The organism is Actinopolymorpha sp. B9G3, assembly GCF_040120725.1.
In the GTDB taxonomy this organism is placed as follows: domain Bacteria; phylum Actinomycetota; class Actinomycetes; order Propionibacteriales; family Actinopolymorphaceae; genus Thermasporomyces.
Genome location: NZ_JBEEAB010000027.1, coordinates 25,351 through 46,268, shown reverse-complemented (window position 1 = coordinate 46,268; position 20,918 = coordinate 25,351). Strand labels below are relative to the sequence as shown.

Genomic DNA, 20,918 nt, shown 5'->3' with positions numbered 1-20,918 from the left:
CTCGCACCGGAGGCTGACTCACCGCGGCCGGTGCGGATCGCGCAGCACTTCGTCCGCTCCACCCACGCCGGGCGATCAGGCGTGGGTGGAGTCGTTCTCGGGCACCTGAAGGAGAGCACCGCACCTGGAAGAGATGTCCGACACCGGTGAGCTCGAGCCGGGACGAACACAGAGGTCACCCTTCGATGCATCTTGACCGGTCGTCAAGGCAGCGTGGCATGGCGCGTACCTCCTCCACGACCTGGTCACTGCGCCGGTTCGGCGCCCTGCCCCTGCACTGCAGCCGTTCGGCGTCAGAGTTGGCCGATGGTTCACCACTACCACCGTGCTCCGCGGCTGGGATGTGGCGCAGTTCTGCGCGCCACATCCCAGTCGGTGTACGGATCGGTCTACGGTGGGTCGCACGACCGTTCGGCAGGGGGCGATTCCGATCGAGGCGGTGACGACTGGCTACGGTGCGGCCGCGTACGAGGTGCTCCGTAGGACGGTTGCGGAGGTCAAGCGGGACGATCCGTTGGCTCCGGTGACCCTGGTCGTTCCGACCAACCTGTGCGGTCTGGTCGCGCGCCGCATGCTTGCCCGCGGGTACGGGAGTGCGCATCGAGGGATCGCCGGTCTCGCTGTAGCCACTCTTCCGCGGCTGGCGGAGTTGATCGCCGCACCCACGCTGACAGGGCAGGGCCGGCGTCCGGTGACGGGCCCGATTCTGGCAGCGGCGTGGCGTCGTGCGCTTGCTGAGGATCCGGGTCCGTTCGAGCCGGTTGCGACGCACCCGTCGACGGTCCGCGCCCTGGTCCAGGCGCATCGGACGCTTCGGGATCTGTCGGTGCCCGCTCTCGCCGAGGTCGCCGCCGCCACGGCGCTCGCGGGGCACATGGTTCGGCTGCATCAGCGCGTCTGTGACCGGCTCGCCGACAGGTGGTACGACACCACGGACCTGCTCCGCGCCGCCATCGAGGCGGCCGGTGAGAGGATCACCTCGTCGGTGGGGACCGCGGTGCTGTTCTTGCCGCAGGACCTGGACCAGGCCTCGGCAGGTTTCGCCCGTGCACTCGCGGAGAGCACGAGGGTGATCGTCATTGCTGGCCTGACCGGGGCGGCACGTGCGGACGGGGCGGTACGACGGTCGCTGGAGCGCCTCGGCCTTGACCAGACGGACGCTTCGGCTGTGGATGGCCAGGCGACCGCGGCACGGATCGTGCATGCCTCCGACGCCGACGATGAGGTGCGGTGCGTCGTCCGCGAGGTCGTCGACACTTTGACCGCAACGCCTGCGCACCGGGTCGCCGTGCTGTACGGGTCCGCCGACCCGTACGCGCGGCTCCTGCACGAGCACCTCGCCTCAGCCGGCGTGGCCGTCAATGGCGTTGGAGTCCGTCCCACCCACGAGCATGCGCTCGCTCGTGGCTTGCTCGACCTGCTCGACCTACCCGCGCACGGGCTGCGCCGCGACGATCTGTTCCGGCTGTTGGCCGACGCACCGGTGCGTGACGCGAACGGGGACCGGGTGCCCGTGTCCCGCTGGGAGCGCATCTCCCGCAGCGCCGGCGTCGTACGCGGCGAGGACTGGGACACCCGGCTCCGCCTGTACGTCGAGGAGGAGCGGGCCGCGGCCGACCGCGAACGCGGCGCCGAAGACGCTTCGGAGGGCCTGATCGCCCGCCACGTCCGCGATGCCGACGCCGCCGAGCAGCTGCGGAGCTTCGTGACCGATCTCGCGGCCAGGCTCGCCGAAGGTGCCGGTGCGCGCACCTGGCGGGACCTCGCCCCATGGGCACTCGGTCTGTTCCATGGCTTGTTCGGCGACGAGGCAGCGTTGAGCAGGCTTCCGGAGCAGGAGGCGCGGGCGGCAGTCCGAGTGGAGCAGGTGCTGACGGGCCTGCAGGGGCTGGACGACATCGAACCGTCCGCCGACCTGCAGGCGCTGCGCCAAGTGGTCGAGCTCGAGCTCGCCGACACCCTGCCCCGGCTCGGCCGATTCGGCGAGGGCGTCCTGGTCGCGCCGATCTCGTCCGCCGTCGGGCTCGACGCCGACGTGGTGTTCGTCCTCGGACTGGCCGAAGACCTCTACCCCGGCCGGCATCACGAGGACGCGTTGCTTCCTGACCGGGTACGCCTTGCGGCCGCAGGTGAGCTGCCGGCGTCGCGTGACCGGCTGGACCGCGAGCACCGGCAGCTGCTGGCCGCGTTCGCCGCCGCACCGGTGGTGGTGGCGTCGTTCCCTCGAGGTGATCTGCGCCGGCACAGCCATCGCCTGCCCAGTCGGTGGCTCCTTCCGGCGCTGCGTCGGTTGTCCGGTGACCGTGAGCTTGCCGGCACAGGCTGGGACACTGTGCCGCCAGGTGGCTGGCTGGTCGGCTCGCCGTCGTACGCCGGCAGTCTCGTCGTCACCGATGCTCCGTCCACGGAGCAGGAGTGGCGGCTGCGGACCCTGACGGCCGGAGCGGCCATCGACGACCCGGTCCTCGCGGCCGCCGAGGCGATGATCAGGGCCCGCGCAAGCTCGGCGTTCACCCGCTACGACGGCAACCTCGCCGGTTTCGCCCTTCCAGACATCGCCGACGGGCGCCGCGTCGTATCCCCGACAGCCTTGGAGGCGTGGGCGAGCTGTCCCCACGCCTACTTTGTCCAACGGCTGCTACGCGTCTTCCCTGTCGAGGCACCCGAGGAGCTGATGGAGATCAGCCCGTTGACGGTAGGGACGTTGGTGCACGAGGCATTCGACGCCTTCGTGAAAGCAGTGGGCGACGCGGCGCCGCGACCCGGCGAAGGCTGGACCGGTGACCAGCGGCGGCAGCTGCTCACTATTGCCGAGACCAGGGCGCAGGAGCTGCAGCGGCACGGACTCGTCGGCCACCCGAGGCTGTGGGCTCAGGAGTGGACGCGCATCCGGGCAGACCTGGCGTGGTTGCTCGACGCCGATGACTTGTGGCGTGCGGAGCGGCAGGCGACGCTCCTGTGCAGCGAGATGACGTTCGGCATGGACGGCGAGCCTGCCGTGGAGGTGCCGATCAGTGGCGGGCGGACGATCCGATTCCGGGGCAGTGCGGACCGGGTCGACCTGGCGGCGGACGGAACGCTGGTCGTGGTCGACCTCAAGACCGGAAGCACCCGCAGGTACAAGGGTCTGGATCGTGACCCGGTGCTGGGTGGGACGAAGTTGCAGCTTCCGGTGTACGCCTACGCGGCCCGGCGGCGATATGGCAATGCCGCTACTCCGGTGGAGGCGGCGTACTGGTTCGTCCGCAAGGACCGCGGCGCCCGGATCGACGTGCACCTGACGCCGGAGGTGGAACGACTCTATGCGGACACGCTGGCCGTGATCGCCGACAGCATCGCCCGCGGGCTCTTTCCGCATCGCCCGCCAGAGACGCCGGGCTGGGGCTTCGTCGAGTGCCCGTACTGCGATCCCGATGGCGCAGGGCACAAGGATGCTCGGACCCGTTGGGAACGCAAGCGTCACGACCCGGCACTCGAGGCGTACGTGCGACTCGCCGAACCCGACGCCCTCGTCGAGACAGCGCTCGAGGGGCAGCGATGACGAGCCCGGCTGCCGCCACCCCGCTCGCCGATGCCGAGGCGCGGACCCGGATCGTCGCCGCGCTGGACGAGACCCTCTTCGTCGAGGCCGGCGCCGGCTCCGGCAAGACCAAATCCCTTGTCGACCGCGTCGTTCACACTGTTCTGGCCGGCGTGCCGATCGAGAACGTCGCGGCCGTGACCTTCACCGAGAAAGCCGGCGCCGAGCTGCGGGACCGGCTGCGCACCGAGTTCGAGGCAGCGCACCGGTCCGCGCCGGATGACGTCGTACGACGGCAACGTGCCGACGACGCCCTCGACGGCCTGGACGGCACAGCCATCGGGACCCTGCACTCGTTCGCGCAACGCATCCTGACCGCGCACCCGGTCGAGGCGGGACTACCACCGCTGATCGAGGTGCTCGACGAGGTCGGATCGAGCGTGGCCTTCGAGGAACGATGGGCCGAGCAACGCCGGGCACTCCTCGATGACGACGCGCTCGCCCGCCCGCTCCTGCTCGGGCTCGCTGCCGGACTCAAGCTCGAGCACCTACGGTCGCTGGCCAAGTCGTTCACCGCGGACTGGGACCTCGTGGCCGATCGGGTTCTGCAAGGGCCCGAGCCGGCCATGCCGGGGCTGCCGAGCGTCGAAGCCCTGGTCGCCCAGGCTCGGCGGCTTGCCGACATGGCCGAGCGCTGTACGGACGACACGGACAAGTTCCTGCCCAGGCTCGACGCGTTGAGCCGGTGGGCCGACCGGCTCGCCGCCGCACCCGACGATCCGGCGCGCCTGACCTGCCTCACCCAGGCGGCCGACCTCACCTGGGGCTACGGTCGCAAGGCCAACTGGGGCGGCGGCCTCGACGAGCTCAAGGACAGCTGCCGGTCCCTCGCCTCCGAAGCCAAGGGGCATGCCGACACGATCGTCGACGCAGTGCTACGGACGATGGCCAGGCGGATCGCGGCCGACACCGTCGCGGCTGCAGAAACTCGCAGGCGCGAAGGACGGCTGGAGTTCCACGACCTGTTGGTGCTGGCGCGCAACCTGCTCCGGAGCAACACCGAGGTGCGCGAGGCATTGAGCGAGCGCTACCAGCGCCTGATGCTGGACGAGTTCCAGGACACCGATCCCATCCAGATCGAGCTGGCCGTCCGCATCGCCGGCGGAGCCGGCGCGGTCGCCGACCGATGGGAGGACGTCGACGTTCCACCCGGGAGGCTGTTCGTCGTCGGCGACCCCAAACAGTCGATCTACCGCTTCCGCCGCGCCGACATCGCCACCTACCTGCGTACCCAGGCTCGCCTCGGCACGGGTGTGCGGTTGAGCACCAACTTCCGCACCACGTCCGCCGTGTTGGACTGGATCAACGCCGTGTTCGGCCAGCTCATCACCTACACACCCGACTCCCAACCGGCCTACCAATCACTCGACCCCCACCGCGGCCAGCCGCCCTCGGGACCGCCGGTCACGCTCCTCGGCGCCACCCCCCACCCCGCCAGACTGTCCGCCGACCAGCTCCGCGAACGCGAAGCCGCCGAGGTGGCCGCCGTCATCCGTACCGCGATCGCGCAGCGGTGGCAGGTCTGGGACGACGGCAGCTGCGGGTGGCGTGCCGTCGGGCTCGGCGACATCGCGATCCTCGTGCCCGCCAGAACCTCGCTCCCCCAGCTCGAGGACGCCCTCGACGCCGCCGGCGTGCCGTACCGGGCCGAGACCACCTCCCTCGTCTACCAGGCGCAGGAGGTCCGCGATCTCCTCGCAAGCGTACGGGCGATCAACGACCCCTCCGACGCGCTCGCCCTCGTCGCCGCGCTCCGGTCTCCCCTGTTCGGGTGCGGCGACGACGACCTGTGGACGTGGAAGCAGGCCGGCGGAGTGTTCAACCTGCTTGCTCCACCACCGTCCGGCGCCTCCGATGCGCACCCGGTCGCAGCGGCCATCGACTACCTGCTCAGGCTGCACCGCCGGGCGCGCTGGATGACACCGAGCGAGCTGCTCGGGGCACTCGTCACCGACCGGCGCATGCTGGAGACGGCGGCTGGCGGCCCCAGGATGCGCGACACCTGGCGGCGACTCCGGTTCGTCGTCGACCAGGCCCGGGCATGGTCAGAGGCCGAACACGGCGGGCTTCGGGCCTACCTCGCATGGGCCGGGCACCAAGGCGATGAATCGTCGCGCGTTGCCGAGGCGGTGCTACCGGAGACAGACGCCGACGCCGTACGCGTGATGACGATCCACGCCGCCAAAGGGTTGGAGTTCCCGATGGTCGTCCTGTCCGGCATGACCTCCCAACCGCGCGGCGCGAACGGCGTCCAGGTCCTCTGGCCACCGACCGGCGGGTTCGCCGTCAAGCTCGGACGCGGAGTCCAGACCGGCGACTTCGAGGCCGCCCAGCCGGTGGACGAACAGATGGACCAGCACGAACGCCGACGGCTGTTGTACGTCGCGTGCACACGTGCCCGCGACCATCTCGTCGTATCGACGCACCGTTGCGCCCAGTCGACGGCCGAGACCAACGCGGCGCTGCTGGCGTCGGCGGGGAATGGCGTTCCTGCCGAGTGGTTCGTTGCGCTGGACGCCCTTGCTGCCCTGCCCGTCGCGCCGCCCAGCTTCGGCCCACCGCCCGGCTGGCAGGACTGGCGGGCACATGTCACCGGCGTCCGACAACGGGCCGCGCGAAGCTCGTCCGTCAGCGCATCTGGGCTCGAAGGCACCGACCCGCTAGTCGGACCCGACCAGGAGACACTGGATCCGGGTCTCGCCAAGGGAGCCCGCGACCTCGAGCTACCACCGTGGTCCAAAGGCCGCTTCGGTACCGCGATCGGACGCGCCGTCCACGGCGTGCTGCAGACCATCGACCTGGCAACCGACGCCGGCCTCGACGACGCCGTCGCCGCTCAGGCACTCGCCGAAGGCGTGGTCGAGGAGTCCGACCTCGTGGCTGAGCTGGCCCGGTCGGCGCTCGCGGCCGACGTCGTCCAGGTCGCGGCACGGCGGCCGCACTGGAAAGAGACCTACGTCGGCACCGTCGTGACCGGTCCCTCAACCGCCCGCCTGGCGGCCGCGCTCGGCACCAACACAGGTGACGACGAGGTCGTGCTCGAGGGCTTCGTCGACCTCATCTACCGATCCGACCGCGGCCTCGTCATCGTCGACTACAAGACCGACGCGGTCCCGCTGGGTGCGATCAACGCCCGAGTGGCGCTCTACCGGCCGCAGATGGCGGCGTACGTACGCTGCGTCGAGGCGGCCACAGGGCAGGACGTCGAGTACGCTGTCCTGGTCTTCCTCACACCCAACGGCGCCTACGAACGCCGGCTCGCCCGAAGCGAGCTGGATGACTCTCCTGGATGACACGCGCGCGTCATGCGGATACCGGCAGCCGTTCACCTTCCGACTCGCAACACGAGGCCGCGGCAAGCAGGTCGGTGGCATGGCTTGCACTCGCGTTGCGTATACGCAATACTGTCCCGCAGGCGCACCGGAGGAGCGCCCTGGCTCGTCGCGAAGGTACCCCGGCTGCAAGCCCGACGAGCATCTCCGCTCTATCGCCTGGGACGGCCCCGACTCTGGGAGCGCGTGGCGCTCGACGCGGTGGCCATGGCCGTGGCAGCGTTGAGCGGCAGAGGGCGTGGTCGTCTGATCGAATGTGAAGGTCGCGAGTCGGTGATCGTCGACGAATCGGGCTGTGGAACGAGAGGACTTCGGATGGAGCGGCGGAAGTTGATCGAGGTGGCGTTGCCGCTCGAGGCCATTAACAAAGAGGCGGCACGGGAGAAGTCGATCCGCCACGGCCACCCGTCAACCTTGCACCTCTGGTGGGCTCGTCGTCCCCTCGCCGCAGCGCGTGCCGTCCTGTTCGCGCAGCTCGTAGACGACCCCGACTCCCGTCCCGAAGCTGAGGCGATCTCCGACCCCGACGACAGGGCAGCCTGGGTGGCGGCGGAACGCACCCGCCTGTTCCGGCTCATCGAGGAACTCGTGACGTGGGAGAACTCCACGAACGAGCGGGTGCTCGCCGCGGCGCGCGCCGAGATCATGCGGTCCACCGACGGGAGCCCTCCCGCCATCCTCGACCCCTTCGCCGGCGGCGGAACGATCCCCCTCGAAGCTCAGCGGCTCGGGCTTGAGGCCCACGCCTCGGACCTGAACCCCGTAGCAGTCTTGATCAACAAGGCTCTGATCGAGATCCCTCCGAAGTTCGCCGGGCGCCCGCCAGTGTTCCCCGGCGCGGCTGACGCGCGACTCGGCGCGTGGCCGCGTGCGACTGGACTGGCCGAGGACGTACGCCGATACGGGCAGTGGATGCGAGACGAAGCTGAGCGCCGGATCGGACACCGGTACCCGAAAGTCACCCTCCCGGACGGATCGCAAGCGACGGCCATCGCCTGGATCTGGGCGCGGACGGTCACCTGTCCTAACCCGGCATGTGGCATCCGGATGCCATTGGTCCGGTCGTGGTGGCTCGGCAAGAAGAAGGGAAAGGAGGCCTACGTCGTCCCGGAGGTCCTCGACGGCGTGGTGCGCTACACGATCGGCCACGACCCCAAACGCGGCCCGTCTGGGAATGACGGCGGGACAGTGATGCGCAGCGGGACAACTTGCATCCATTGCGGTGCGGCCGTGTCCTTCGATTACATCCGTGCCGAAGGGCGGGCCGGTCGCATCGGAGCCCATCTCACTGCCACTGTCGCGGAAGGAAAGCGATCGCGAATCTACCTGGCACCGTCTGATGATCAAGTCGAGGCGACGGAAATCGATCGCCCTACGAATCTACCGCCTGGAAGGTTACCTGAAGCAGCGTTGGGGTTCCGAGTCCAAGCCTATGGCATGACCGAATACGCAGACCTCTTTACGAATCGGCAGCTGGTCGCGTTGACAACGTTCAGTGACCTTGTCGCTGAGGCTCGGGAGGAGGTGTTGAAAGATGCCATTGCCTGTGGGATGGCGGAAGGTGAGCGACTCGCTGCGGGCGGCGCTGACGCCGCCGCCTACTCCGACGCGGTCGCTACTCTCTTAGGACTCGCCGTAAGCAAGATGGCTGATATATCCAACCGATTGGTCAGTTGGTCACCATCAGCCAATCAGGCAACACACCTCTTCACGAGGCAGGCAATCCCAATGATCTGGGATTTCGCCGAAACTTGTCCATTTGGCAAAGCTGCGGCTGGTTCCTTCGTGGTAACAGTTCGGAACATGATGAAAGTGATCGACGTGGTCGGCCCACTTGTTGCAACTGCCCAGCAGGCCGACGCACGTGACCTTCCTCCTGTCAGCCCTGCCGTAGTCGCGACAGACCCTCCCTACTACGACAACATCGGGTACTCCGACCTCTCGGATTTCTTCTACGTGTGGATCCGTCGCTCTCTTCGGGACGTATACCCGGATCTGCTCAGTACGCTTCTCGTTCCCAAGGCAGAAGAGCTTGTAGCCAACCCGTTCCGGCATGCCGGTTGGTCCGGGGCCAGGACCTTCTTCGAAGCGGGCTTTCGCGATGTCTTCGCTATGGCGAGGCGCAGCGCACGAGATGACGTTCCGATGACGGTCTACTACGCGTTCAAGCAATCCGAGTCGGACGTGTCCGGGAACGCATCGACTGGTTGGGAGACTCTGCTGGAAGGCATGGTTCGTGGTGGGTGGCGTATTACTGGAACGTGGCCGATGCGTTCGGAGCGTGCGGGTCGAATGCGCGACATTGGGAGTAACGCACTGGCGTCGTCGATTGTGCTCGCGCTTCGGCCGCGGCCCGAGGGCGTCACCGTGACCGATCGACGGGGCTTCGTGGCGGATCTGCGTGAGTCCCTGCCAGGCAAGTTGCGTGAGTTGCAACAAGGGTCCATCGCGCCGGTCGACCTGCCGCAGGCAGCGATAGGTCCGGGCATGACGGTCTTCTCGCAGTACGCCAGGGTGGTCGAGGCGGATGGGTCGGCGATGACCGTTCGATCTGCGTTGCAGGTGATCAATCAGATCCTCGGGGAAGTGCTCTCGGAGCAGGAGGGTGACTTCGACTCCGGGACCCGATGGTGCCTGAAGTGGTTCGAGTCGAACGGCTTCGGCGAAGGGCTGTATGGCGACGCCGAGACGCTTGCGTCCGCGTACAACACGTCGGTGGCCGGTCTCGCCCGCTCCGGTGGGTTGACATCGGGGGCCGGCAAGGTGCAACTTGTCCCGCCGGAGCGCCTGCCGGCCAGTTACGACCCGCGCGCCGACGATCATGTCACGCTGTGGGAGGTCGTGCTGCATCTGGCGAAGGCGCTGGACGGGAAGGGTCTCGACACGGCCGGCCAGATGATGTCGCGGGCCAGCACCCGGATCGACCTGGACGCGGCCAAGGAACTCGCCTACCTCGTCTTCTCGATCGCCAACGACAAGAGGTGGTCCGGGATCGCCCAGCTTTTCAACATGCTCGCTGCCTCGTGGGCCGACGTCGTCGATGCCGCCCGGCGCATCACCGACGACCACGCCGAGCAGCTGACACTCGAGTCGACCTACTAGCCGGACCACGAGGAGTTCACGGTATGGCCACCAGCAACCGGGACCGCATCGAACGCGGCCTGACCCTGCTGTCCGCCGGGCTGGACCCCTTCATCGAGAACGCACTGTCCGACCGTGTGCCGACAGGGAAGGACTGGACGCTAGTCCTTGCCACGAAGGACGCCGGAAACGGGACGTCGCGCAGCTACGACCGCACGGACGTGCAGAACCAGCTCCGGGTGCTCACCGAGAACCTCGCACCCGGGTGGTTCCCATTCGACAACCACCTCTCGCGCGCGGAGAAGTCGCTGGCCAGCGAGCTCCGCGAGGTTCGCAACCAGTGGGCCCACCAAAAGCCATTCACGGCCGACGACACCTATCGGGCACTGGACACCACCGAGCGGCTGCTTCGCGCGGCGAACGCGGTCGCCCAAGCAGACGAGGTACGGGCGATCCGGATCGACCTGCAGCGTCGGGAGTTCGAGAGCGAAGTCGCTCGCACCTCGCGGGCACAGACCTCCCTACCCGGCCTCGAGTCGCAAGGACTGCCGGCGTGGAGCGACGTTCTCACGCCACACCCGGACATCGCAGCCGGGCGGTACGCCGCATCCGAGTTCGCCGCCGACCTGCATGAGGTCGCCGGTGGGCGAGGCGAGGCCGAATACTCCGATCCGGTCGAGTTCTTCCGTCGCACGTTCCTGACCGAGGGCCTGCGCCAGCTACTGACCCGCGCCACAGCTCGGCTGTCCGGTGATACCGCGGCCGACCCGGTGATCAACCTGCAAACGAACTTCGGCGGCGGCAAGACGCACTCGATGCTCGCGGTCTGGCACCTCGTCTCCGGGCACCACGCCCGGGACTACCCGCAGGAGGTTCAGGAGCTCTTGTCCGGCACGGACGTCTCCGGCTGGGACCGGACCGTCCGCCGTGTTGCACTCGTCGGGAACGAGATCCCGCCGGGCCAGCCGATGCGGAAGGCGGACGGCACCGAGGTCAACACGCTGTGGGGCGAACTGGCCTGGCAGCTCGGCGGCCGCGAGGCCTACGACCTGGTTGCAGGCTCCGACGCCAGTGCGTCCAACCCGGGCGCGTTGTTGAAGGACCTGCTCGCACGGTACGGCCCGTGCGTGATCCTGATCGACGAGTGGGTCGCATACGCCCGAGGCCTGTACGCCCGTGACGACTTGTGCGGCGGCACCTTCGAGACCCAGTTCACCTTCGCCCAGACGCTGACCGAGGCCGTTGCGGCGACGCCTGGGGCCTTGCTGCTGGTCTCCGTGCCTGCGTCGGACGTCCGTCAGGAGGCCGGTGGCCGGGACGCGTCCGACCTCGAGATCGGTGGCGCGCACGGGCGGCAGGCACTGGAGCGTCTGCAGAACGTCATCGGCCGAACCTCCTACGAGTGGCGTCCGGCGTCCTCGCAGGAGTCCTTCGAGATCGTCCGGCGGCGTTTGTTCTCCGACCCGGATGGCACCGCCCGCACGAGGATCGGCTCAGTGGCGAAGGCCTTCGTCGAGTTCTACCGCCGCTCGCGCGGCGAGTTCCCCCGCGAGACGCTCGACTCGGACTACGAGCGCCGCATCCGCATCGCCTACCCGATCCATCCCGAGCTGTTCGACCGGCTGTACACGGACTGGTCCAGTCTGGAGAAGTTTCAGCGAACCCGCGGCGTTCTGCGGTTGATGAGCAGCGTGGTGCACAGCCTGTACACCAACGGCGACAAGTCCCCGCTGATCATGCCCGGTTCGATCCCCCTGGATGCGATCGGCGTCCGCGATGAAATTGCGAAGTACCTCGACGACAACTGGAAGCCGATCGTCGACTCCGACGTCGACGGCGGCGACTCCGTCCCAGCCCGCGTGGACGCAGAGCGACCGCTGTTCGGCACCCGAGCCCTCAGCAGGCGGATCGCACGGGCGCTGTTCCTCGGCTCCGCGGCCACGTTGCGCAGCGCCCACAAAGGCATCGAGCGGCACCGCTTGTTCCTCGGCGTGGCCCAACCCGGCGACACGGTAGGCAACTTCGGCTCGGCACTGCAGCTACTCTCCGACCGCGCCACGTTTCTGTACAGTGAGGGCGACCGGTACTGGTACGACACCCAGCCATCGCTGAACCGCAAGGCCGCCGAGAAGGCCGAGAGTCTCACGCCCGAAGACGTCTGGGCCGAACTCGTCGAACGCCTCAACCGGGTCGAACGCGTGCGCCCCGGGCACTTCGTGGACGTCGTAGTGGCTCCGAGTTCGACCGCGGAGGTCGGGGAGCCGGACGGGGTGCGCCTGGTGATCCTGCACCCCAGATTCACCCACTCGGCGAAGAACGCCGCGTCCGACGCAGCCGAGTTCGCGAGCCGCCTGATGACCGAACGCGGCACGGCGCCCCGAGAGAGGCGCAACCTGCTGATCGCGCTGGCCGCCGACACCCAGCGCTACGCCGAGCTCGAGTCCGCCGTCCGGCAACACCTCGCCTGGCGCGACATGGCCGGCCGTATCACGGAACTCGACCTCACCCAGCAGAACGAGGCGATGGTGAATCGCCGCCGGGACGAGACAAGCCGCGTCGTAGATCAGCGCATCCCCACAACCTTCATCTGGACGTTCCACCCCGCCCAGCCCGACGGGGCCAAGCCGCTGGAGACCAAAGCGCTCAAGGTCGACGGCAACGACACCGGGCTGGCCGTACGCACCGCGAACCGGCTCGTGAAGGAGCAACTGCTGCTGACCGGTCTCGGCGTTCAAAACGTGCGGCTGGCCTTGGACCAGCGGCTCCGGGCCAGGTGGAACGACGGCCGCATCACGGTCGGTGCCCTCTGGGACTACTACCGCCGCTACCCCTACCTCGACCGCCTGCGCAACCGCCGGGTCCTCGACGAAGCCGTCGCGGCCGCCCTGGACGAGATGGAGTGGCACGGCGGCGGATTCGCGCTCGCCACCAACTACGACGATGCCACGGGCGAGTTCACCGGACTCGCCCTGCCCAACACTTCGGACACGTTCGGACCGGTCACAGACAAGACCTTGCTGGTCGCTCCCCACCTCGCCCTCGCTCAGCGTGAACGCGAGAGCACGCTACACGATGAGCAGGGCGACGTTGACGATGTCGGCATCGGGCAGCAGCCGGGCACAGGGGCCCGATCGAGAACACCGCAGACCCCCAACCAACCTGAAGTGCAGGCGCTCGAACCGGTCCGCAACGTCCGCTACCGCGCGCGGCTCACGGTCGACGCCTCCGCCGACATCGCGGCCCAGCTGCGAGATGCGACCCAGGAACTGCTCGACCACCTCAAGGCCGCGGACCCGGACGCCCTCGACATAACCCTGGAGATCGACGCCACGCGACTCGAAGGGTTCGACGAACGCACCGTCCGCACCGTCACCGAGAACGGCACCACCCTCGGCTTCGCCGACAACCGCTTCCGGGACGACGGATGATCTCCGCCATCCCCGCCGCCACGGGGACGAGACCGGTCGAGCTCGACCCGAAGCTGGTCAACAGCATCGGGCTCCACCATTCGCTCGCCACCGCGATCGCCGACCTCGTCGACAACTCCCTCGACGCCAGCGCTGGCACCATCCGGATCCGGATCCTCCTCGAAGGGACAGCGCCCGTCGGGGTCCAGGTCATCGACGACGGCCAGGGCATGGACTCCATCGCGGTGGACCGCGCCATGACGTACGCCGGGACCCGCGCGTACCGCCAGTCGGACCTCGGGCACTTCGGAGTCGGGCTCAAGGCCGCCTCGCTTAGTCAGGCCGACACCGTCCTGATCTGCTCGCGCGCCTGGGGGTCGGCTCCGGTCGGGCGGAAGCTGACCCGGTCCCCGAGTGGCGCCCAACCCACCGTCGGCGATCTCACGAACGAAGACGCCGCGGCACGGCTCGATGACGCCGACATCGGCGTCCCACTGGACACCGGGACGGTCGTCGAATGGCGCGACGTCCGCGCCTTTCCGAGCACCAGTGACGACGACGAGCGAGCGCGGTGGCTCGAGCAGGCAATCCGGGAAGTCCGGTCCCACATCGGCCTGGTTCTCCACCGCGTCCTGTCCGACGGCGGCCCGGACGTCGCCGTCGATACCCTCGGCGTTGCAGACCGGACACCCGGGAGCGCCCGCGCAGTCTTCCCCATCCACCCGTTCGGCTACGTCCGCAGTGGCGATCCCGACTTCCCCCAAGAGCTCGTCATCAGACTGCCGGACCGTACCGAACCGGTGGAGGCTACCGCGCACGTCTGGCCACCCAGGTCACAAGATCCCGGATTCAAGATCGGCGGCGAGCCCGGCGTCGACTATCAGGGCTTCTTCGTCTACCGCCGAGACCGGCTGCTGCAGATCGGCGGCTGGTGCGGCCTGTGGCCCGCCCGTCCCGGTTGGGAACTCGCCCGCATCGCGGTCGACCTCACCGATACCGCCGCCGCGCACGTCACCATCAACCCGGAGAAATCGGGCATCGAGTTCTCCGCCGACCTGCGGCGAGCGTTGGAAACCGCGGTATGCCGGGCATCCGGCACCTCTATTCGGGAGTACCTCGACCGTGCCGCAAGCGAGGAGCGGCGCAGCCGCGCGAGGGTCCGCCGCCCGGTCACGCTGGTCGAGCCCCGCATCGGGCTGCCGGCGGCCGTTCTCGACGCCTTCCACGACGCAGTCATGTACAACCCCGACTACCCCCCCGTGGACGTCCGGTGGCGACTGCTTCCCGATGCCCAGGTCTTCCGGATCGACCTCGAGCACAGGACCCTCGAGCTGAACCTCCGCCATCGGACAGCCCTGGTCGGCACCCGCAGCCTCGACCCAAATGACGCCCCCGTCTTGAAGAGCTTGATGTTCCTACTGATGCAGACCTACTTTGCCGGCTCACATCTCGGCGACCGCGACAAGCGCGAGATCGCCGCCTGGCAGACGATCCTGCTGGCTGCGCTACGTGCCCAGAGCGTCCCGGAGGAGAAGTCATGACCGGCGCCGCCGACGGCTTGAATGTCCGGCTCACCGCCGAGACCCTGGGGACCTACTTCCGCTCCGGCTCCATCGTCCCGCTCAGCCTCGCGACGACACCGCCCTGCACGCTGCGGATCGACGCACCGAGCGAGCGGCTCGAGCTCTGGACGCCCGCGGCCGGGCCGGAGCCCGACGTCAGCACATTGAACCGGGTCTCCATCAGCACCGAAGACCTCGACGACGGACTCTGGTTCGTCCTGACGGTCGACGCCCGCGGCGCACACCTCGAGGCCTATTCGTTGCTCGCCGCCGTCGTCGACGATCTCGCAGCCGGCCGGACCTTTCACATGGCGGTTGCCCGCTCGCTCGCCTCCTTCCGCGACCTCCTCGCCGGACGCGGTCGACTCAGCCAGGAACGCACCCTCGGCCTGATCGGAGAATTGCTTGTCCTCGAGCACCTGCTGAGCGTCTGCGACGAGGGCAGCTCAGTTCGGGCATGGCTCGGCCCCCATGCCGCAGAGCACGACTTCGTACTCGCCGACCTCGATGCCGAGGTCAAGACCACGCTCTCCGAACGCCGAAGTCACGTCATCGGCTCGGAGACACAGCTGCAGCCCAGCGCGACCCGGCCGCTGTGGTTGGTTTCGATCCAACTGACCCGCGCCGGAGCGGCGACAGAAGCCTTCACACTGCCGTCACTGATCACACGGGTCCGAGCACGGCTGGCCACGTCGGAAGCCGTGATGGATGCGCATCTCGGGAGACTGGGGTGGCGCGACAGCGATGTCGACCTCTACCTCGAGCGATATATGCCCCGCACCCGGCCCCGCGCATACCTCGTTGACGACGGGTTCCCGGCCATCACCCGCACGCGGCTGGGGGCCGTCGTACCGCGGGTCGAACTTGTCGGTCCGGTTTCCTACCGTCTGGACGTCACCGGACTCAGCGCCGGTGTCCCGCCCGGTGTCTTGGGCGGATTCGTGGAAGGTGGATCTGCATGACAGACGCGACACCTGCAGTGCTTCGCGCCCTGAAGAGTCTCGAGGGTGAGGCGCCCGAACCGTTGCTGGACGAGGTCAACCGGTACCTAACAAGGTCGGCAACACCCCAGATAGACGAGAGCGCCTTGGTCGACATTCTCACCACCGACGACCTCAACGCCGCGGCCAGAGTCCGGTTCCAGATCCTGATCAGTCGTTGGAACGGGGCCACGGACGAGAAGTGGGTGGCGGCGACCGTCCCTCATAGCGCAATGCGTCGCGCACTGATCCACGAGCTGCTGGAGTTTGGCCACGATGCCCGCTCCCGGCTCGACGCCGCGTTTCCACGTGATCCGGGCGCAATCGTCATCGAGGGCGACGGCGGGGCCTGGAAGCCGTGGTACGACGCCGCACGGCAAGCCGAGCGCGACTTCTATTGGAAGGCCTACTCCGGCCTCCTCGAGGCCGACCCCGGCTGGGACTGCGGTGCGATCGCACGACTCGACGGCGCCACCACGTCGGTCGTTCGCCGACTCGCCGATCCCGCCTGGCCAGAGCGGTACCAGTCCAAGGGCCTCGTCGTCGGCTACGTCCAAAGTGGCAAGACCGCCAACTTCACGGGCGTGATCGCCAAGGCGATCGATGCCGGGTATCGGCTGATCATCGTCCTCACGGGCACCGTCGAAATCCTGCGACGCCAGACCCAACGTCGCCTGGACATGGAACTCGTCGGCGTCGAGAACATCCTCGGCGGCATCGACGAGAACAATGCCGACCAGGTCGCCACCACCGATTACCACACCGACCAGGACTGGATCGGCGGCAAGTTCCTGCGACACGGCGTGCCGATCCACAATCTCGACCACGTTCCCACCATCCGCCGGCTCAGCACCTTCAAGGGCGAATACCGCCGTCTGAAGCAGGGACTGTCGACGCTCGACTTCCGTGCCGGCCACGAACTCGCCGACCGCGGCCGACCGCTGTACGACCCCGTCAACCTGTTCCGCAGCGACGTCCGCATCGCGGTGGTGAAGAAGAACAGCACCGTCCTCAAGCGGCTGGTCGACGACCTCAGTGAGATCCGCGCCGAGCTCGGCGAGATCCCCACTCTCATCGTCGATGACGAGGCGGACCTGGCCTCGGTCAACACCAAGAAGCAGAAGACGCAAACCCCCGAGGAGAAGGAACGCACCGCCGTCAACCGACGCATCGCCGACATGCTCGGATTGCTTACACGCGCGCAATACGTCGGTTACACCGCTACACCCTTCGCCAACGTATTCGTGGACCCGGACGACTCCGAGGACATCTTCCCCAGGGACTTCATCGTCAGCCTCGAGCGCCCCGTCGACTACATGGGTGCCCGCGACTTCCACGACCTCGACGCCGACTTCGGCGGCGAGCCGAAAACCATCGATAACTCGAACGAGAAAGCATACGTCCGCGATCTCGTCGCTGTCGACGACGCCGACAAGCGGCGCCCTGAAATACAGAAAGCGCTCGACTCGTTCGTGCTCACCGGAGCGCTGAAGCTGTTCCGGCGAGACACTGAGCACAAGTTCCGGCACCACACGATGCTCGTACACGAGTCGGTGAAACAGGCCGAGCACGCCGCGCTCGCCGAGGAGATCCGGGAGATCTGGCGTCGCTCGGGCTACGACACCGGCGTCGGCCTGACACGGCTACACGATCTGTACGAGACCGACTTCGCGCCAGTGACGGCAGCTCTGCATCGACGGTCGACTTCTGCGGCACGAAGGGAGGGCACGCCTTCACCACCGACTCCGAGCATGCCGCCCGCCTTCGATGCACTACGTGTCGGCAACTGGATCGGTAGGGCTCTCGACCTGATCGACCGCGGCACATCTCCGGTCATCGTCGTCAACGGGGCCGCCGAGAAGGATTACACCCAGGACGCCCTCGACTTCCAGGGCGACGACGTCTGGAAGATCCTCGTCGGTGGGGCCAAACTCAGCCGAGGCTTCACCGTGGAAGGACTTACTGTCTCCTACTACACCCGGCGCACGCTGCAAGCGGACAGTCTCATGCAGATGGGCCGTTGGTTCGGCTTCCGGAAAGGTTACAGCGATCTCGTCCGCCTCTTCATCGGCCGAAACGTCCCCGCACCCCGTAACCAGTTAGTGGACCTCTATGAGGCGTTCGAGGCGGTCATCCGGGACGAGGAGGACTTCCGAGAGGAGCTCGAGCGGTACGCGGCCATCAACGAAGAAACGGGCCACCCGCAGATCACCCCGGAAGACGTACCTCCGATGGTGTTCCAGCAGGTGCCCTGGCTTAAGCCCACGGCCACCAACAAGATGTACAACGCCGAGTTAACCCAGGAAGGCATCGGCGGCAAACTCCGCGACTTCTCGCGCCAGCCGGAGCGCGGTGACGGCTCGACCAACGCCAACCACTTCGAGCTGATTGCCCCACTGCTGGATTCACTTACCGACACCGGCACTTTCCGCTACTGCGACGTCAACAACAAGCAGGTCACGTACGAGGCGCGTTACGGCATCGTCTCGGCCGAATCCGTATGCGACACGCTGGCCGGATTCCGATGGATGCCGAACTACACCTTCATTCCCACCCTCACGTTCATGCGCGAGGCGATCAACGCCGGGTCGCTCACCGACTTCGCCGTGCTGCTACCCAATCTGGCCGGCGGCAGTCAACAGACAATCGGCAGCCGTGCCGACAGGCTCCAAATCCTCACTCGTACGCGACGTACCGACGGCACGCGAGGTGGTTTTTCCGGCAGTTCCCCGCGACAACGCCCTGCGATCGAGACCATCGCCGGCAAGCGCGCAGGTGGCGTACCTCTCACCTCTGGCGGTCCACTCGCGGTCGAACTGCGACGTCCGACCCGTGGCGCTCTTCTTCTCACGCTAGCGCTCGACACGGCCGACCAGAAGGCACGTGCGTCGACTCTCCCGCCCGGCACGACGATCGCGACCAAGGACATCGCAAGCCTGTTCTCTCTGGCGCTACCTTATGACTGTGCACCCAGCGGGCGGATTGGCTTCCGCACCCGCAAGTCCGACGCAGGCGCGATAGTCGATCGCGACGACGCAGTATGAGGTCGATCCTGCAGCTTCGAACCCGACTGTGGTCGCTGACGTCGGTTCGCCAGGCATGATGTGATCATGAACCCTCGACCGATCGCGATGCACGACATCCTGCGATATGCGCGCGCGGCCAGTTCCGTCGAGGTGATGGTGGATGGCCACCCGAACTTCTACTATCTCATGGCCTCACCAGGCAAGGCGCTACCGAAGGTCCTGCTCGAAGCAGGGATCAACCCACCTGCTCACGTCCGCGGGCCAGATGGACCCCGGAGACCAGTCATCGCCATACGGTCGAGCCCCTGGAAGGCCGGACACATCACCAACCCCTGGCATGACGAGTTCGACCTGGATCACGGCCACGTGCGGTACTACGGCGACCACAAGCCACGCACGATGGGCCTGCCGGGAGTCACAGCTGGAAACAAGGCGTTGTTGGAAGCGGTGCGGTTCCATGCTGGAACCAGCGCTGGCGAACGGGTGCTCGCACCGCCGCTTCTGCTGTTCCGCTCAATTACCGTCCGTAAGGAAGGTCGGGCCATCGTGAAGGGCTACGTCGAGTTCTGCGGCGCCGCAGTTATCGAGGGCCTCGAGCATGTCGTTCAGCGCGATCCGGCAACCGGACGCAGCTTTCCCAACCTCCTTCTCGACCTCGCAGTCGTGGACATGTCCGAGTGCGGAGACACCTTGGATCTGCGTTGGCTTGACGATCGACGGGACCCAACGCTTACTGCAGAGGAGGCCGCACGGCATGCGCCGCAAGCGTGGAAGCGGTGGATCAAGGAAGGGAGTGCAGCCATTCCCCGGATCCGGCGACGCGTTGTCTCGTCACGGGTCAAGTCCCACGATGCCCAACTGCCCGTGCCCGGCTCATTGGAGGACAACGCTCTTCGCAAGCTCTACCACTTCTTCGACGGCCGCAAGCACGCCTTCGAGTACCTCGCGTCACGGGTTGCCGCCCAGCTCCTAAGCCGCTCAGGATCTGTGTATCGCGATGGCTGGCTTACCCGGATCGGAGGTGACGGGGGCATGGACTTCGTCGGCCGGCTCGATGTCGGCACGACCGCCACCAGCACTCCGCTTGTCGTGTTGGGTCAGGCGAAGTGCATCATCCCCGACTCCTCAGTCAGCCCGGACCAGGTCGCTCGCGTCGTGGCTCGGCTCCGCCGAGGATGGCTCGGCATCTTCGTCACTACCGGTACCTTCTCGAGGCGGGCCCAGATCGAAGTAATCGACGATCAGTACCCGTTGGTTCTCGTCCCCGGCCGTGTGCTGGTGGATCAGGTCCTTCGGATTGCGGCAGCTGACTACAGCGGCGATCTGGATGGCCTGCTCGCCGATGTCATCTCTGGATACGAAGCCGCCATCACGCATCGTCGACCGGAGGAGATACTCTCCAGCTAGGCCGACCGGATGGGCTGCTGGAACCAGTGCGCAGGAGACTGCGGGCAGATCGCACACAGCGGAGGGAGGCTCGGACCTGGTGCCTGCACTTGGACGACACCCAGACGCCGCGCGCCCCGAGATCGTCCGTCCTTCCCGGGACGTCTCGGAGCGGATGAGCCGCCATCCCCGCAAAGATACTGCGCCCGAGATGGAGTTGCGACGGACACTTCACTCTCGCGGTCTGAGGTACCGCGTGCATGTACCCGTCCCCGGGATGGCTCGCCGCAAGATCGATATCGCGTTCCTCGGCCCAAAGCTCGCGGTCTTTGTAGACGGCTGCTTCTGGCACGGCTGCCCACGGCATGGGATGTTGCCCCGCAACAACCGTGAGTGGTGGCGGTTAAAGCTGGATGGGAACCAGCGGCGGGACCGCGAGACGACGCAGCATCTGATGAACCATGGCTGGAACGTGCTCCGACTCTGGTGCCACGAGTCCACGTCAGATGCCGCCGACAAGGTATGCGACCGACTCGGTGTTAGCCAAGTTCGGTAGGGTTTCAC

Annotated in this window: 9 protein-coding genes; all 9 read left to right on the top strand. The window is 67.4% G+C overall.

Going from position 1 to position 20,918, the window contains the following annotated elements:
- The first annotated feature begins 439 nt into the window (after positions 1-439).
- Positions 440-3,541, top strand: a complete 3,102-nt coding sequence (locus tag ABNF93_RS30290) for a PD-(D/E)XK nuclease family protein (protein WP_349331654.1) — start codon at positions 440-442, stop codon at positions 3,539-3,541.
- A complete protein-coding gene (locus tag ABNF93_RS30285; RefSeq protein ID WP_349331653.1) occupies positions 3,538-6,873 on the top strand; it encodes a UvrD-helicase domain-containing protein in 3,336 nt (1,111 codons plus the stop codon). The genes ABNF93_RS30290 and ABNF93_RS30285 overlap by 4 nt, the downstream gene beginning before the upstream one ends.
- Before the next feature lie 225 nt (positions 6,874-7,098).
- The gene (locus ABNF93_RS30280) at positions 7,099-10,014 is read left to right on the top strand and encodes a DUF1156 domain-containing protein (RefSeq protein ID WP_349331652.1); all 2,916 of its coding nucleotides are present in this window, start codon (positions 7,099-7,101) and stop codon (positions 10,012-10,014) included.
- Positions 10,015-10,037: 23 nt separating this feature from the next.
- The gene (locus ABNF93_RS30275; RefSeq protein ID WP_349331651.1) at positions 10,038-13,421 is read left to right on the top strand and encodes a Swt1 family HEPN domain-containing protein; all 3,384 of its coding nucleotides are present in this window, start codon (positions 10,038-10,040) and stop codon (positions 13,419-13,421) included.
- The gene (locus tag ABNF93_RS30270; protein WP_349331650.1) at positions 13,418-14,941 is read left to right on the top strand and encodes an ATP-binding protein; all 1,524 of its coding nucleotides are present in this window, start codon (positions 13,418-13,420) and stop codon (positions 14,939-14,941) included. The genes ABNF93_RS30275 and ABNF93_RS30270 overlap by 4 nt, the downstream gene beginning before the upstream one ends.
- The gene (locus ABNF93_RS30265) at positions 14,938-15,924 is read left to right on the top strand and encodes a PD-(D/E)XK motif protein (RefSeq protein WP_349331649.1); all 987 of its coding nucleotides are present in this window, start codon (positions 14,938-14,940) and stop codon (positions 15,922-15,924) included. The genes ABNF93_RS30270 and ABNF93_RS30265 overlap by 4 nt, the downstream gene beginning before the upstream one ends.
- Positions 15,921-18,986 carry a Z1 domain-containing protein gene (locus ABNF93_RS30260; protein WP_349331648.1) on the top strand — a complete coding sequence of 1,022 codons (3,066 nt, stop codon included), beginning with the start codon at positions 15,921-15,923 and terminating at the stop codon, positions 18,984-18,986. The genes ABNF93_RS30265 and ABNF93_RS30260 overlap by 4 nt, the downstream gene beginning before the upstream one ends.
- Positions 18,987-19,052: 66 nt before the next feature.
- Positions 19,053-20,375, top strand: a complete 1,323-nt coding sequence (locus ABNF93_RS30255) for a restriction endonuclease (RefSeq protein ID WP_349331647.1) — start codon at positions 19,053-19,055, stop codon at positions 20,373-20,375.
- On the top strand, positions 20,296-20,910 hold the full coding sequence (locus tag ABNF93_RS30250) for a very short patch repair endonuclease (RefSeq protein WP_349331646.1): 615 nt from the start codon (positions 20,296-20,298) through the stop codon (positions 20,908-20,910). The genes ABNF93_RS30255 and ABNF93_RS30250 overlap by 80 nt, the downstream gene beginning before the upstream one ends.
- The last annotated feature ends 8 nt before the right edge of the window (positions 20,911-20,918 follow it).